Here is a 17,953-nt window from a genome sequence, read left to right as displayed (position 1 = left end):
AACAAGTTCAGCACAAGCTCGTTTCAGCTTCTCATCTCAATGTACTGAAAATAAACTTAATGAGATCCTGAAATAAATTCAGGATGACTTCTCAGTTAAATTTTAGGTATAATAACAGACAATCAATTATTGATTAAGCTAACACAATTTAAAGATAAGCAATAATTCTATAGCGTAATCGAGGCTAGCCTGTGAAGTATCTGTAAGCTAGGTCGGTCCTGCCTAAATCAAAAATGTTTAAACCAGTTCGTACTAAAAAATGATAAATGTTAAATGGTTACTGAAACGTTAAAAGTTTTAAGTACGATAGTTATCGCTTCTTCAAATTTTAATACTTTTACCCATATAGAATAAGCCATAACGATGAAGATGATATCCTACTGATATGATTAAATTGCGATTCTATAAGACCATTAAAAACAATAAAAATAAAGCCTAATAGTTAAGTTATAACTCACCGATATGATCATTCGGTGATTCTATCTAACCATTAAAAATAATAAATTAAACAGATGAACCTTTTAGTAAAGCACATTGTTAGAAAATTGTTCCTTAAAACGAGGACGCAAAGTAGCAACCAAATGCCTATGGTTGTAGCCAACGACAGAATTGGTATGAGTATTATTGCTAATGGTTTTTATGAAATAGATATCGTGACTGCCATTATGAATTCTTTAGACTTTAATACTCATGAGCATACCTGTTTAGATATCGGGGCAAATATTGGTAATCACTCTGTTCAATTTAGCGCTTATTTTAAAAAAGTAATTTCGTTTGAACCACAAATACGAAATTTTAAAATCCTAAAATTGAACACTGATCCCTACGAATCTATACATGCAAATAATTACGGATTGTCGTCTAAAAATGAAGAAGCTGTAATCAATATCCCTTATAATAATAGTGGTGGTGCTTCGCATGTTGTAGAATCGTCAAAAAAGAATGACTACTATTCTGAACAAATTCAACTACGAGTTTATGATGATGAATTTGAAGAAAAGGTGGCTTTTGTAAAAATCGATGTCGAAGGTAATGAGCTCGAGGTAATCAAAGGGATGAAAAATACAATCGAAAAATATAAACCAGTTATATCTTTTGAATACAACTATACTGAAAAAGATGAAGTTCTCGATATTTTAAGAGCATTAGGCTATGAACGATTTTTTGCCCCTAAAACTCCTTTTATTAATAAACTTATTCACTCAGGTAATTTATTTCCTGTAAAAGAACTAGAAGAAATAACGCTTCCTGTTAAAAAACATTTCGCTTTAATTACAACTTTTCATAAAGATTCATCCTTTACCGTTAAAGTTTGATCTTCATATTTACTCGCCCATCGGGATTTAAATACTTCTAAGCGTACCCTGTAATTAAATTAAATTAGTTTCCTACCAATATCTTATGTGCTTGCTCTAAGGTAATTTACTCTGCTTAACAGCACCAAATAACTTACACTTTATCACCATCTCTAATCCATTAAAATAAAGCTAGTAAAATTATAAAAACCCTGAATCGCTATGATCCAGGGTTTTTCCCAATTTAAAAAAACATATTAAATTCCAATCCATTAGTAGATCGGCTATTTAATATTTTTAGTAGGTCTCTACTTAGTTGTTATTAATTTTTATATTATTAGCTAACATAATACCAGGTCGTACCTCTTAGTTCTACTTGTCTCCAATTACTTTGGTTATTTCTTCTCCACCACCATTTATCATTCCAACGATATACACGTACACCGTGAATGGTGTAATAATTTCCATTTTCGTATACAGTACCACCGCCATTGCCGGGATACATCTGTCGAATTCCGGCAAGGTCTCCAGAAGACAATCCTCTACGCTGTGTACTGTAACCTGTGCCGTCTTTTTTGGTAATCGTACGCTGTCCATTTTTTGAGAATGCTTTCGAGCTATACATCATAATAGATCCAAAGTCAAGACTGTTTGTATACTCATCACCGTCTCTTCCTCTTTGTGCATACGTTTGAAAATTGTGTGATTTTCCCGATTCAATATTTTGCCATTGTATAGTAATCCAGTTACCTCTGTCAGCTCGACTTTGCTCGTGCCATAAACCAACAGCATGACCAATTTCGTGAATGGTACTTCCGGTACTACATCCATCTGCAAGATTAATATTTTGACGACCGCCTATCATACCAACGCTAGAAGAACAACCAGAGCCTTTTCTAAAACGAATGTAGTTACGTTGATTGGTTCTTCTTATAAATCGTAATGAAGTATTAGCTTCCCAATGCGCAATGGCATCGCTCACACGATATTGTTTAGGTAAACTACTATCAATAGTATAATACACAGTATTGTTTGGCCATCTTCCTCCAGTTCTCCCTACGCTTTTGGCAGAGGGATCTTCACCTTCTTCTAATACTAACTTTTGCGGTGCGGTCGAGAGCATATCATTTTCAAAAATAATATCTCCTTCAAAAATATAATTGCCATTAACTTCTTCAAAAGATAATTTTTCCCCGGCATAGTACATTTCGGTTACTTTACCGGTTTCATCTGGATACGCTTTTTCTAAGATTTCACTTTCTAAATTTTGATCAGTGGCACTAGTAACATCGTCGAACTGTTCTGTACTACAGGCAACTGCCATAATTACTAAGGTAGCCACCTGGGTGATTTTCATTTTTTTCATTTTAATTGAGTTTGTGTTAAAGTTTATGAATTAAGTTTTCATGCTCTACATAGCAATTTGGTGGTTATTTAATCTTTTATAAAAGAATAACAGAACATCGTAGCATATCGATTCAAATTAGTATTCGTAGCTATTCATTTAGTATTCGAAAGCTGTACTTCCTTAGTATATCAAAATATGCTATCATGCTCATATCTGAATATACGCTACAAAACTGCTCTGTTTACCCTTTATCTATCTTAGTTTACTATTACTGCTTGACTATCTTTCTTATGATTCCTGTGTGTAGTCCTTTAAAAAAATACATTCCTTTTTCTAATGAACTAACATCAATAGCAGTTTGATCATATAGTCCTTTAAGCACTGTTTGTCCTTTATTATTTAATATCACGAATGGTTCATGATCATTTTTATTCGATAAATGAATGAAATCGAAAGCCGGGTTAGGGTAGGCTTTTATTGCGATCTCATCATCTTTAGCAATTAGAGAGCTTCTTAATCCTAAACCATCCAAATAGGCTCTAACCGTATTAGAAAACTGGAGATTCTCAAATTTATCCCAATTAATAGACCAACTCATTACCCCACGTAAACTTGGGTATGTAGTAGACAATTGATACCTGCCTCCAAAAGAGTTTCCGTTAATAATGTAATCTAATGCAGTTACAACTCCGTCTGGTCCTGTATGACCATTACCGGCATTAACTGTTGCAGGCACACCAATTAATACTTGATCCGGGCGTAAAGGGGGAAAAAATTTACTTGGATCTTTAGTAATAGGAAATCCTTTTAACAACATATCCACCAGAGAGACGTAGAAGTCTGGGTTCCCCATGGTGTAGAATGTATTATCTAAAGCTGTAATCGGACCCGAATTATAATATTGAACCTGCAGAAATGTAAGCTTATCTCTTAACGCATGAATGACGGGTAAATATGCCCCTGCTCGTCGATCAGCTCCTTCAGAAATGCCCCCGTAAAAAGAATATCCCAGTTGTACAAAAAATGTTTCGGGAGCCATAGTGAGTATAAAATCCTCCCCAAAATGATTACAAACATTTCGAATGGCGTCTATAGTGTTCACAATTAATGGGGTTGTAGGATTTCTAAAATCGGTATCTCCTAATTTGAAAGATAATGATTGTCCTTCAAAGTCAATATCCATACCATCAAAACCATAATCTTCTATTATTTGTATCATAGAAGAGATAAATTTATCTCTGGCCGAAGTAGTCGTGAGTCTCACCTGACCTTCTGCCCCACCAATAGAAATGATAACTTTCTTACCCTGGCTTTGTAACCATTGTAGATCTGATCGAAATGCATGTTCTGTATATCCTATGGCATCAAAATCTGAAGACAGTTCGAAAGCCATATCTCCATCTGTTGAAGAAATTCTTGGTTCTGCAAAAGATACATTAATTACATCCCAAGAAGAAGAAACTTCTCTAAGAGGTATTAAACCAGAACCATTCTGAAAATTGTGCCAGTATCCATTCATGATTCTTGCTGGTAGTGGGTCTGTATCACCGCCATCGCCAGTCACTCTAATCGTAACAGGGCTTGATATCGTTGAGAGGTTACTATTATCTGTAGCTTTTGCAGTAAATGTATAATTCCCTACAAGTATTTCGTTTATTATGAAAGTGTAAGGAGCCGTAGTATCTTCGCCCACTTTAGTACCATTGCTAAAAAATTCAACTTTGGTAATACTGCCATTACTATCTGTAGCAGAAGCGTCTATGGTAATGTTACTTTTTTCGACAAAAGTCTGTCCTGAACTTGGTGACACTATAGATACCATGGGTTCTTCGTTACCATCGGGATTGCAATCTCCTTTAAGTATCCAGGCATCTTCCCAATTCGTACCGGTACCGGGAGCATAAGCATCAGCAATACCGTTACACCAACCTGAAAAAGGCCATGGTTTACACTCGTATAAATTTCCTAGATTTTCTACTTCACTACCAGCACTATAGCCTCCATTTTCAACATACCGATTTACATTACAACTATTACCGTTATCTGACTTCATGATAATACCAACTTCAGCAGATAGCGCTGTTGCATTATCATCGTCTATAACCTTTGCAGAAATAATATGATTTCCAATGGTGGCTACCCAGGTTGTCTCAAAAGGAAATGAGCTATCTTCAGCTATTTTAGTACCATTGGCATAAAACTCTACTTTATTAATGGTACCATCACTATCTGAGGCATTTGCAGTAATCGTAACCGTTTGGCCTAAAAAATAAGTTGAACCTTCTTGCGGTGTTGTGAGTGTGACTACTGGAGATTGATTTACCGACGTCGAATCATCTTTGAATACCAAATGATTCAAATTAAAATCATCGCTATCCATCACTATTCTTAGAATTTGTTTTCCTTGTGTAAGCGGGATTGACGTACTTACCGTTTGCCAATTTTGCCACCCCCTAGTATTGGGAACATTGATAGATCCACTTACGTTTTGTCCTTCTATTTCGATGTGAAATTTGCCTCCAGATGATATTGAGGCCACTCTGGACTCTAAAGTATACGTTTTTGATTCAGCCACGTTAACTGTGTATTCTAACCATTCGCCAGACTTGATCCAGCCGATATTATAACCACCTTCAGAACAAGGCTCGATATCTACTTTGTCGTTTCGATAAGAGCCTCCTTCATTGGTGCCGGTAATATCATAAAAAGCTATGTTCTCACCCCCAAGATCATAATGTTCAGTTTCAATTTTACCAGGAATCGGTATGGCATTTCCTGAGTATGGTGTTTGGGTAGTACCATCATCACCACCAGGAAAATCATCTGTAGGAAATTTAATTTTATTGCGTATCCATTTTCCGGCTTCTTTAAGTTGATCAACTGTCCAGAAACCCGATGCACAAGTACCTGTGTTCCATGCTGCCCCCGATCTAAAATCATCAGAGTAGTTCCAACTTGTCCAACTTATTTTTTTTCGACGCATAAGATCAATAAATTGTTGTGTCATTACAAAGTCGTTAGGGCCGTCACCAGTATATTCTTGACTACCAAACTCAGTCACAAAAACGGGTAACAAATCTGATGCGCTATCTAAGGTGTTTAAATAAGCATCTCGATGACTTTTTGCATAAACATGAAACGTATACATAACATTATCGAAACGTAACGGATTGTCGATGACATCTTGTAAGCTTCCTTCTCCAGAAACTCCAAACGTTGCCCACCCTTGTGTTCCTACTAATACGACAGCATCGTTATCTATCCTTTGAATAACAGGTATAATCTGATCAGCATAATTTTTTATACGGTTCCAGTTAACGCCTACACCATTCGGTTCGTTACAAACGTCGTAAATGATGTTGTTTTTATCTTTGTGAAGATTAGCGATATCGGTAAAAAAACGTTTTGCATTTTCAAGATTTACATTGGGATCTCCCGGGTTTAGCTGATGCCAATCTACCAAAGCATACATTCCTCTTTCAGTTGCTTCATCAATTAATCGACTTACTTGATTTGTATATCCCACGGGGTCAGTTTCATATCCCCCTTCTTGTACATACAAAGAAATTCTAAGGATATCAGCATCCCAATCATAGGCAAGAGCGTCTAAGGAAGATTCGGTTAGACAGTTTCCCCAGCCATACCATTGGATTCCGTGAGTACTCATTCCACGAAGTTGTATTGGTTGATCGTATTGATTACAAAGTTTTGTACCGCAAACCTTTAGTTGACCATTTTGAGCTACAGGAGTGTTTTGTGCTCTTACAAGGGTATTATTGCTTACAAAGAAAAATAGAAACAATAGAGTAACTGTACTAAATAACGTATTTTTTGGTATCATAATTAGATTTTAAGATGAAGAAGTTGAAAAAAATACAAATAAAACCATCCGATGATATATCTAATAAAATCATCGGATGGCTAAAAGAAAGGAGTTTATCGCTTGATAAGCTTTCCTGTAGTTTTACCTTTTGCTGTCGCAATTGTATAGAAGTATAGTCCTTCTTCTAATTTACTTACATCAAAAGTTTTCAAATTATTTCCTTTTTGGATTTTGGTACCTCGGTATTCTAATACCATGATACCTGTAGCATTAAATATCTGAAGATCCAAAGTACTGTTGAACACATCACTTTCTATATTCAAATTAATCACATCTCCATTAACAGGATTCGGTGAAACGGTAGCAGCAATGGTAGCTTTATCCTGAACAATCGCCGCTCTACTATCTAAACCATCAAGATAGGCTCTATGTGGATTAGAGAACCCAAATCCGGCAACAATATCCCAGTTGATAGACCAGGTCATTAATCCTCTAAAGTTTCTATATCCCGAAGGATTTCTAAGGGTATATTGACCTCCAAAGGACTGACCTTTAATTAAATAATCCAATGCCTTGTGCACTTCGGCAGCTGGAGTAAATCCTCCACTTGGTGCTGCAGGGCCATTTGCTGGCAATCCTATCATAACTTGGTCTTGACGCAGTGCAGGAAATTGAATTCCGTTTACCGGGAATCCTTGTAGTAACATTTCTGCCATCGCTACATGAAAATCTGCAGTAGCCTGGGCGTACACCTTGTCATCTAACCCGCGCATTGTTCCAGAATTGTAATGTTGTACGTGTATATAATCTAGATCTCTACGTAATTCATGAATAACTGGTAAATATGCTCCAAAAGTACTTCCGTAAGCAGAATATCCGCCTTGTACAAAGGCTGTTTCGGGAGCCATAGATAATACAAAATCAGAATCAAATTGTGCTAATATCGATTTAAATGCAGTAATTAAATGTACTACTTTGGGACCTACAGGATTTCTAAAATCTGTGTCTCCAGCACCCAAAACAATCGAACTTCCTTCAAAATCTATATCCATACCATCGAAACCGTACTCTCTTATCATATTGATCATAGAGGTACTAAAGATCTGTGCATCAGCAGGACTATCCACATCGACTGCTCCGGTAGCACCTCCCATCGAGATGACTACTTTCTTACCTCTACTTTGTAAAAAGGCCACATCATTTTTGAACTCTTGCGCATTTGAATATAAAGCAGGGTCTGGTGTAAAGGTCATATTGGCTCCGCCAGGTACTGTTGGTATGGTAAAAGCCACATTGATCACATCCCATTTGTCTGAAACTTCTCTTAATCTGGGGAATGAAGAACCGTTATCAAAATTATGCCAGTATCCTACCAATAATCTTTTAGGAAGATCTCCTCCGGGATTTGGCGGATTGGTAGATCCCACAGTGATAGTTACCGCTGTAGATTCTTCAGTTGCATTCTCATTATCTGTTGCTTTGGCTACCAGAGTATAGTTGCCTTGGGATGCATTGTTCCAAGTAAAACTGTAAGGGCTGTTTGTATCTTCTCCTATTTTAGTTCCGTTTCTGAAGAATTCAACTTTGCTTATAGTACCATCACTATCTGAAGCAGAAGCGTTAATAGTAATCGCACTTCCTGTGGCAAATGACTGCCCGTTCCCTGGTTGTGTGATAGAAACTGTAGGTGATTGATTTCCTCCGGTACCTCCGCCGTCACAATCTCCTATTTCTTTCCATGCGTTAGGCCAAGCCCATCCGTTTGGATCTCCGGGAGCATAGGGTCCACCAACAGTACACCATCCAGCTACGATACATTCGTATTCTTTACCAAGGTTTCGTACCCGATCACCATCCCTATAAGTAGCACCATCTACATATTGTGCTGCATCACAACCGCCTGTTTGGTTTTGAACAGTAATTGTAATCGCTGCAGAAGTAGTGCTTGCGCTATCATTATCTGTTGCTGTAGTAGTTATGCTATGACTTCCTACAGTCGATGTCCAATTTGCCGAATAGGGCGCAGAAGTATCTTCGCTAATTGCAGTTCCATCAATATAAAATACTACTTTACTGATACTTCCATCAACATCATTTGCATTTGCTGTTATCGCGACGTTTTGTCCCGTTGTAAATGATGCATTATTACTTGGACTTGCAATAGAAACTACGGGAGCCTGATTTACAGCATCTCCTATCACCGAAATCGAAACCTCAGAAGAAGCACTTACTGCTCCTTTGTTGTCTGTAGCCCTTGCTGTTATAGTATGATTTCCTACTATTGCTGTCCAATTCGTACTATAAGGCGAAGTAGTATCTTCACTGATTAAATTTCCATCGACATAAAATGCAACCTTTGAAATGTTTCCATCACTATCAGAAGCATTTGCAGTGATAGTTATAGTATTTGCAACTTCAAAAGAAGCATCTACCGCAGGCGCGGTAATAGTAACCTGAGGTGCCTGATTGTCGGGCTCACAAGGATTACCAGCTACCTGATTAATAGCAGTAAGCAAAGATGTTGATTGATCATTAGTGTCATGAGATAGCTCCCATATCATAATACCTCCCGCTCGTTGCTGCGCTAATTCGGTTTTGGCTTTTATGGTAGGAATTCCGTTGTAATTTCTACCTTGAAAAGAATCACTATTAGGACTAGCACCCATAGCTAATAAGTTAGCATAGCTTTCGGGTTGTGGTCTACAATAGAATGGTACGCCAAGTATAGTTTTCTCTTTGGGTAATCCTCTTCCTAACCAATAATCTAAACCACCGGTTGCTTGTGCCATAGAACCATGAGAAGGACCATCATATGCCATAATGTTTAAGAAATCAACATCATCAAAAACACCGTTTAGTACTCCGTCTGCATTCCAACCTGCTACTACCACCGCGGCGGTTAATAATTTACCTCTGCTTCGCATCGCCTGCCCCAGTTCTTCCATAAGCAATTCGAAGTGTTGAGGCTCATTACCTTCTCTAGGGTACTCCCAGTCCATATCAACACCATCGAGATTGTATTGATTCACAAAATTGACTAGATTAGTAACAAATGCTGTTCTCGTAGCCGGGTTTGCAGCCAATTGGGCAAAACGTCTATCGACACCACCGCCATCGCCTATATCCCATCCTCCGACAGCGATCAATACTTTTACGCCTTGTTGCTGTCCTTGTCTTACAATTTGTTGTAATTTACCAGGATTACTTAAGGGTTCTAGACTACCATCACTTTTTGGAAGTGCGAAAGAATAATTAATATGTGTTAACTTATCATATTGTATATTATTAATATTACCCCAAGATGGAACATATCCAACAACTTTAAAACTATCACCATCACAGCCACCACCACCGTCAGAGGTTACATTTATGGTCACAACTGCTGAAGTTGTAGCTGTATTGGTGTTATCTGTTGCTTTTGCTACAATAGAATGATTTCCTAAAGTTGAAGTCCAATTCACAGCATACGGAGCAGCAGTATCTTCACCAATCTTACTGCCATCTACATAAAATTCAACTTTGTTGATAGTGCCGTCTGCATCTGAAGCATTAGCAGTTATAGTTACCGTATTGCCAACTGCAAAAGACTGTGTGTTGGTAGGAGAAGTAATCGAAACTTGAGGGGCGCTACTATCACCTCCTGAACAAGCTCCTAACAACTCCCATACATTTTCTCTGTTGGTAACCGGATCATTATTTTGTGTCCACCATTTCGCTTTGTATTCTTTTCCTTGGTAAGAAACGATATCGCCTCCGTTGTACACTTGACCTTCAACATAAGCAGGAGCAGTACAATTTCCGCTACCACCTCCATTTACAGTTATAGAAATTGATGAAGATCCTTCTCCTTCTTCATTATCAAAAGCTGTCGCGGTAATTGTGTAACTTCCTTCAGACACATTTTCCCAATTATATGTAAAAGGAGCGCTTGCATCTTCTCCTAACAGCGTACTGCCATTGTAAAAAGCTACTCGACTTACAGTACCATCTGAATCTGATGCATCTGCCGAAATCGAAATACTCGATCCTGCCGTAAAAGTTGCATCTTGATTAGGGCTTATTATGGTAACAACAGGTAATTCATTACCTCCCACACCTGTTACCGATATGTTTACTTTTGCTGTTGCGCTCGCACCTTTATCGTCAAAAGCTTTGGCTATTAGATCGTAATTTCCTGCAGAAGCATTGCTCCATGTATAGGTGTAGGGTACGCTATTATCTTCAGATAAAAGTGTAGTTCCTCTATAGAATTGCACTCTTACAATCGTACCATCGGGATCACTGGCACTAGCCGCAATCTCTATAGCATCACCAGCTGTAAATATATCCCCGGTATTGGGTGAAGTAATAGAAACCATAGGAGATTGATTTCCTACTCCTCCACTTGCAAATACCTCATTCAAGGTATTGACCAAAGGAGATTTCACATTTGACCATCTTTTTAGTTTTGTACCAAAGGATTGTGCCGGTCCTGAAAATTCAAGATCACCAAAAACAGTCCAAATTATAGTTCCTGCAAGGTTATTCGCATTGATGAACTTGGCCTTTTCAGCTATAGATTTTTCATTATCATAACTTAGAAAAAAGTTTCCTTTAGTCATGTACGGAACTTTGGCCTGGTCATCCCATTGCTCTACCCAACCGCTACCCGGTCCTGTTTTCTGTTTAATGAAAAAATAATTAGGAGTACCATCATATACATCTTGTGGCCAATTTGTATAATCGGCTGCGGTACTTACGGGACCATCCGGTTGTATAGTAACATTTCTTTTAACGGTAGGCGCGTTTAAGTCTGCAGCCCCATCGGTAATAACTCCTCTACCATAGAAAGGAGCTCCAAAGTTAATTTTGTAACTAGGCACTCCCATTGCTGTCATTTTACTTAGCAATGTTTGCCAGTTAAAATCAGGTGCTTCTGCTCCGTCATAAGGATATATTGGTGCATTATGCCCTGCAATGTTTGACCATCCGCCATTAAAATCGTAGGTCATCATATTAAAATAATCCATCGTATTAGAAAGTTTAGACCAGTTAAACCCTTCTAACTTTTTATAATCGGCTGCCATCGCGGCAGTGATTAATTTATCTGGTCCGATGGCATCTCTGATCTCTTGTACAAGAATTTCAAAATTGGCATAATCGGCGTTGGTTCCGGTAAAATTCATTCCAGGAAATGGTCCAGGATATTCCCAATCCAGGTCGATACCATCAAAGCCCATATTGATCAGTTTTTTACAGTCTTCAATAAAACGTGCTCTTTTAACTGGGTCTGCGGCCATCTCTGGAAAATGTCTGCACATACTCCATCCTCCCAAGGAAGCCATAACTTTTACACCATTATCATGTGCCAGCTCCAGCAGACCTTTGGCTTCGCTTCCTTCTTTTGGAAGCGGCAAAGGTAAACTACCACTAAGCCCCCATTCTGGATGTGTCCAGGTGTTGCCACCAACTGCTACTTCAAATCCTAGAGCTTCGGCTCTTTGCTTTACAGCCTCACTAATCCATTGAATGGGTTCAATTTCACCAAAAAGTATATAGAAATCCCAACTGCTGTAAACATCTCCATATAATAAGTCACCTGGCTGCTGTACAGTACCTGGCTGATAGATATTCTTGTTTCTCAAATCTCCGCTATGCAAAGATCCGTCGACTGCAACTCCAAAAAAGGAATAATTCAAAATCGTATATTTTGAATAATCGATATTTAACTGTGTTAAAGCTCCTGCAGAAGGTAATCCTGCACTTGCTGCTTTCCAGGCATCCCAATTCGTAATATAACCGATAATCTGTTTATTATGATTGGATGTATTCGCACTACCACCGGTATTCACTTGCGCATAAGAATTATTTGTAATACCGACAAACATTAGGAAAAGTAGGACCATTGAAAACGATTTCCAATAGCACCAGCATTCATTGAGTGTAAATTTTGGGTCTTTCATAATCGATTGTGTTAAGTTTAAAAAGATTTATTTGTGTTTGTAGAAAAGACTTTCTGGCATCTTTTCTTTGCACATGAAAATTATAAAGAAGTGTTAACCCCAAAAAACTAATTAGCTGAATGACTCAAAAATGTAGCTGTTTAGGTTACAAATACCAACAAAGAGATGTTTGACATTTTATTGTATTTAATGCAAGAAACTATGTTGTTTAGCTAAAAAAACAAAAGGTTTAACAAAAAAGAGCTATTTTCATTGCATATTTGTTATATAAAACACACAACTCAATCAAACTTAGTAAAGACATATTGCAGCACGGTCTGTTCTGGCTAATTTATTTTACTCTTAATACTTTGCGTTGGGGTAGTTATTTTGAAGATTATTCTTATTCTTTTCAATCTAATCTTGTAGAGTTTTTTGTTCATATACTATTAGTATACTTCAATTTATATTTTTTATTACCTCGATTGATCCCTAATAAATATTTAGAATATATCTTTATTCTTCTCGTTTCTATTTTAACAATGACCCTAGCTCGCATTATGTTTACGTACGAATACGTAACTACAGATGTTTTTCCTGAGTCAGAAAGGTCTAAAAATTCAATTTTTGACATTAATTATATCACTGCTGCATTTATTGGTGAAATTTATGTTATTGGTTTTACGACAGCTATAAAGATTACTATTGATTATGCGAAAAACTTGCGAAAAACCAAAGAATTAGAAAAACAAAGTTTAAAAACCGAACTTTCTCTTCTTAAAACACAACTTCAGCCTCATTTCTTTTTTAATACCTTAAACAATGTATATTCTCTAACTCTAGAAAAATCTGATCAAGCCCCTGAAACTGTCGTAAAACTTTCAGAATTTATGAGTTATATAATTTACCAAGGAAATAAAAAAAGAGTCTCTTTACTAGATGAAGTTAAGTACATTCAAAATTATATTGACTTAGAGCGTTTACGATTTGGAGATCGTGTAGAGGTTAAGTTTTCTATTTCGGGTAGGATCGAAGGTTTTAAAATACCACCTTTATTACTATTGCAGTTTGTAGAAAATTCTTTTAAACATGGTACAAGTTATGAATTGGGTAAAGTAAAGCTATATCTAAATCTTGAAGTGAAAGGAGATTGGCTTATTTTTACAACCCATAATAAAAAACGTATCGAAACTGAAGATTGCAAGAAAAAAGGTATCGGTTTAAAGAATACAACCCGCAGATTGAAACTATTGTACGAATCGAATTATGATCTTCATATAGATGAAAACGAAACTGATTATACGATTACTTTAAAAATTCCTTTATAGGGGGATAAAAACATATGGTATTCATCCAATCGGTAATATCTATTACCTGCTTTTTAAGAATCATACTCAATGATACGAATATTAAAAATTTACAGCACTACGCTAGCACTTGTCATATTCTCTTACATTTCGGCACAACAAGAACAAGAAAACCACGTTGTTAACCATTTTGGAAGTAGACAGGGTTTGTCTCACAGTAATGTAAATTCTATTGTTAGTGATCAACAAAACATCAAATGGATAGGAACAGAAAATGGTATTACCAAATACAATGGTTATGAATTTGATTATATCCGTCTAAATAACAAGTATGCCGAATTAAAAAATGAAAATATTGCAGTTTTATATACAGATTACCTTAATAACCTCTGGATAGGAACAAAAGGTGGCGGAATTTCGATGTTAAACATCGAGAAAAATAGTATAAAGAACTACAGCTATTTAATAGATCCCAATAATAAAAGCGACCAACGTATTTTAAGTATAGAACAAGATGCACAGGGTCATATTTGGATTGGCACCTGGGGGAATGGGATATTTGTGATTAATCCCAAAACCGAAATGCTTTTATATCACTTCAATACCACCTGCCTTGTATACACCATTTTAAAAGACGCCTACGGTAATATGTGGTGGGGAAATTATAATATTTTAACAACATATGATCCGATAGAGGATAAGCTTATAGAATTTCCACTGGATACAGAGATTACAGATCTAATTAATGATCCTTTTCGAGATAAAATATGGATAGGAACCGCTATTAATGCCAGTACGAACATCTATAATTATGATCATGCTACTCAAAAAATTAATCGGCTCAAAACGAATGTAGAAACGAGTTTTGCCAGATACCTGGCGCTCGATCGAGAACACAAATTATGGATTGGTACCTGGAGTAATGGTTTGTACGTAAGTGATCCTCATCTAAAAAAATTTACCAAAGTTAATATTCAAAAAAACAACAGTAGAAAAGACAATGTAAACTTTGAGACTGTGTTAGATATTCACATCGACAAAAATAATATCATTTGGTTGTCGATGGCTCATGGTGGAGGCATTATTCAGATTATTCCGAATAAAAAATTTAATAATGCTTATAATCTAATTACCAACAACTTACTTCAGAAAGATTGTAATATACAATCCATCTATAAGGATCGTAATAAACTTTGGGTGGGTACTTTTGAAAATGGTTTATTTATGGGAAGTGACTTCTCTTCTTTAAAAAATCGAGAGTCATTACAACATAAAAGTACTATTTACCAGTATAAAAACAACCTATTTGTGGGTTTTTTGGAAGGGTATAGAATTTACAATACAGAAAATCAAAGTGAGATTTTTCGTTATCCTACCATAGAAAGGGTAACATCATTTTTGGTAGACCGTAAAAATCGTTTGTGGATAGGTACAGAGCATGATGGTATGGCTATGGTCCCGCTACGACATTTTTCCGAATCTGATCACTACACATATTTTCATGATGGAGGAAACGGAAATTTCAGACTTAATAACACCGATAGAATAACGGATATAAAGGAAGACCGAAAAGGTAATATTTGGGTAGGAACTCATAATGGTTTTCATCTTTTCGATGAAAAATCACAATCTTTTAAACATCAGACCCAGCTTTTATCTAACGATTTACCAAGTACTTTTATCAATCACATTTTTATGATAGGTCATATTACCTGGATAGGTACCGCAAATGGCCTGTTAAAGCTAAAGTTTACAAATAACGAACTAGAACTTTTACATAATTATACAATAGAAGATGGACTAAATAATGATTTTATTTCGTCTATAACTGGTGATGATGAGCATTTGTGGATAAGTACTACTACAGAGATTGTAAAGTTTGATGTCAAGAACGAAGCATTTACAAATTATGGTAAGATAGATGGTATAGAAACGTCTTCTTTCAATCAAAAATCAGTATATAACGATGGGGAATATATATACTTTGGTGGGATAGATAATATTACGTATTTCAATCCAAAAAAGGTTATAACTAATACGATTACACCCGAAGTTATAATTTTTAAAATTAGTGTTGATAATCAACATATCTCTCCCGGACAACTATTTAATGGTCGTGTATTATTGGATAAAAACATTAATTCTACCAATGAAATTGTGCTCACGCATAACGAAAAGACAATTTTAATCAATTTTGGACTAAATGATTATTTAGGAGAGTTGAACACCAGCTATAAATACAAACTAGAAGGTTTTCAAGATACCTGGATCAATTTAAATGACCGAAGCCAACTAAGTTTTACCGGTTTGCCTAGCGGAAGCTATGACTTGCAGATCATAGGTACAAGAAATAATCAGGTATGGAGTACGCCTAAAACGTTACGCCTGGTCATCAAACCCTCACCTTTTCTAAGTATTTGGGCTTACTCGTTATATTTCATAATTTTTTTGATGCTTCTATGGGTATTGTACTTTATAAAAATGCGCCAGGATAAACTTAAAAGTACACTTGAAATTGCGCGTATAGATAAAGAAAAAGAAGCTGAGTTAACAGAAGCTAAACTCAATTTTTTCACCAATATCTCTCACGAATTTAGAACTCCACTTACACTAATTGTTAGTCCGTTAATAGAAATACTAGAAGATCATACTGTAAGCTTACCTATTGCAGAAAAACTCACTATAGTCCAAAAAAATGCAAATAGATTATTAAACCTGGTAAATCAACTCTTGGATTTTAGAAAAGCTGATCATAATTTACTTACGCTCACAGTAGAGACTGAAAACTATGTCAGTTTTGCAAAAGAAGTTGCTACATACTTTAATGAACTGGCCAGCTCAAGAAACATACATTTTACCTTTACCACTAATTGTGATGAAATTTTATTTCCTTTTGATCGTAACAATATGGAGATTGTACTTTGCAATGTTTTATTTAATGCTTTTAAAAATACCGAAGATGGGGATTATATTACTATAGAAATTATAAAAAAAGGGAATCATTGTATCACTAAAATACGAGACACCGGAAAAGGAATAGAAAAAATAGATCAAAAAAGGATTTTTGATCGCTTTTACCAAATAAAAACCAGTGAATCTGCAAAGATTATTGGTAGCGGCATCGGCTTGGCTTTTTCAAAAAAAATCGTAGAACTTCATCAAGGTTCGATAACTGTAGACAGCCAAATAGATATCGGATCAGAGTTTGTCATTACCTTGACGTTAACACCAAATTATCCTATTCATAAACGAAAGAAAACTGATTTTATCATTAAGAATGAATCAAAAAATGAGATGAATGAAGTCTCTGTACTCGCCGAAATAGGTAACAAAAATAAAAATCCACGAAAGAAAACCATATTAGTAATAGACGACAATAGAGATATACGAGACTATCTTCGTGATTTATTATCTAATAGCTATGAGATAGAAGAAGCTGAAAATGGAGAAGTCGGATATAGAAAAGCTTTACAACACTATCCTGATCTAATTATTTGTGATATAATGATGCCTGTAAAAGACGGTTTATCGGTATGTAGTGATCTTAAAAAGAAAATCGAAACTTCACATATTCCTATTCTATTGTTAACCGCTCGAAGTTCTGCCCTTTTTGAGATTGAAGGGTTAGAAACAGGCGCCGATGATTATATTACAAAACCATTTAATCCTATCGTTATCAAAACCAAAATAGCTTCTATATTGTCGAACCGTGAAAAACTTAAAGCTTTTTTACAAAACAAAGTAAAATTTGAACCAGCATACGACCATATTGTCCAGTTTGATGAAGAAGAAGCATTTATACAAGAAGCTATTGAATTGGTAAAAATCAATTTTCAAAATAATGAATTTGGCATCCGGGATATGGTGAATACATTTCATATGAGTCAATCCTCGCTATACAGAAAAATAAAATCATTAACGGGACTCTCGCTAACCGGATTCATCCGGTCGGTTCGATTAAAACACGCCGGGCAAATGATTTTGAGCAGTAATGCCAAATTGAGTCATATCGCCTACGAGGTCGGTTTTAACGATTATAATTACTTTAAAAAATCTTTTAAAAAACATTTTGAATGTTTACCTTCAGCATATAGGTCGAAACATAAATTAAAAAACGAATAACCATTTTAGTGCCTTAATCTACTCAAAATTAATATTGTTTACGAATATCCGTAATTTAACCTAAACGGTCTGCGTCAAGCTGAATACTGAAACGAGTTCAGCACAGGCTCGTTTCAGCTTCTCATCTCAATGTACTG

At 36.1% G+C, this 17,953-nt stretch carries 6 protein-coding genes; 3 read left to right on the top strand and 3 right to left on the bottom strand.

Features of this window, described 5'->3' with window-relative positions:
- Positions 1 to 512: 512 nt before the first annotated feature.
- Positions 513 to 1,316 carry an FkbM family methyltransferase gene (locus J8281_RS12540; protein WP_210197981.1) on the top strand — a complete coding sequence of 268 codons (804 nt, stop codon included), beginning with the start codon at positions 513 to 515 and terminating at the stop codon, positions 1,314 to 1,316.
- A gap of 316 nt (positions 1,317 to 1,632) precedes the next feature.
- Here J8281_RS12540 and J8281_RS12535 read toward each other — a convergent pair whose 3' ends face one another.
- From J8281_RS12535 to J8281_RS12525, 3 genes are all read right to left on the bottom strand, one after another.
- Positions 1,633 to 2,661, bottom strand: coding sequence for a M12 family metallopeptidase (locus J8281_RS12535; protein WP_210197980.1), 1,029 nt, complete (start codon positions 2,659 to 2,661; stop codon positions 1,633 to 1,635).
- Positions 2,662 to 2,911: 250 nt separating this feature from the next.
- Entirely contained in the window at positions 2,912 to 6,484 is a 3,573-nt protein-coding gene (locus J8281_RS19885; RefSeq protein WP_210197979.1) for a cellulase family glycosylhydrolase, read from the bottom strand.
- Between the two features lie 95 nt (positions 6,485 to 6,579).
- On the bottom strand, positions 6,580 to 12,408 hold the full coding sequence (locus J8281_RS12525) for a glycosyl hydrolase family 18 protein (protein WP_210197978.1): 5,829 nt from the start codon (positions 12,406 to 12,408) through the stop codon (positions 6,580 to 6,582).
- 521 nt (positions 12,409 to 12,929) lie between these two features.
- On the opposite strand from J8281_RS12525, the gene J8281_RS12520 reads away from it, so the two are divergent.
- Together J8281_RS12520 and J8281_RS12515 are read left to right on the top strand one after the other, a co-directional pair.
- The gene (locus tag J8281_RS12520) at positions 12,930 to 13,715 is read left to right on the top strand and encodes a sensor histidine kinase (RefSeq protein ID WP_210197977.1); all 786 of its coding nucleotides are present in this window, start codon (positions 12,930 to 12,932) and stop codon (positions 13,713 to 13,715) included.
- A 69-nt stretch (positions 13,716 to 13,784) separates the two neighbouring features.
- A complete protein-coding gene (locus J8281_RS12515; RefSeq protein WP_210197976.1) occupies positions 13,785 to 17,816 on the top strand; it encodes a hybrid sensor histidine kinase/response regulator transcription factor in 4,032 nt (1,343 codons plus the stop codon).
- The last annotated feature ends 137 nt before the right edge of the window (positions 17,817 to 17,953 follow it).

It is taken from the genome of Aquimarina sp. U1-2 (genome assembly GCF_017897595.1).
Taxonomy (GTDB): Bacteria; Bacteroidota; Bacteroidia; order Flavobacteriales; family Flavobacteriaceae; genus Aquimarina.
This window is presented reverse-complemented; position numbering and strand designations above follow the sequence as displayed.

Bases quoted from the DNA above. Each gene is read 5' to 3' on its own strand.
- J8281_RS12515 (WP_210197976.1), top strand. From the start codon at position 13,785: ATGATACGAATATTAAAAATTTACAGCACTACGCTAGCACTTGTCATA.
- J8281_RS12535 (WP_210197980.1), bottom strand. From the start codon at position 2,661: ATGAAAAAAATGAAAATCACCCAGGTGGCTACCTTAGTAATTATGGCA.
- J8281_RS12525 (WP_210197978.1), bottom strand. From the start codon at position 12,408: ATGAAAGACCCAAAATTTACACTCAATGAATGCTGGTGCTATTGGAAA.
- J8281_RS12540 (WP_210197981.1), top strand. From the start codon at position 513: ATGAACCTTTTAGTAAAGCACATTGTTAGAAAATTGTTCCTTAAAACG.
- J8281_RS19885 (WP_210197979.1), bottom strand. From the start codon at position 6,484: ATGATACCAAAAAATACGTTATTTAGTACAGTTACTCTATTGTTTCTA.
- J8281_RS12520 (WP_210197977.1), top strand. From the start codon at position 12,930: ATGACCCTAGCTCGCATTATGTTTACGTACGAATACGTAACTACAGAT.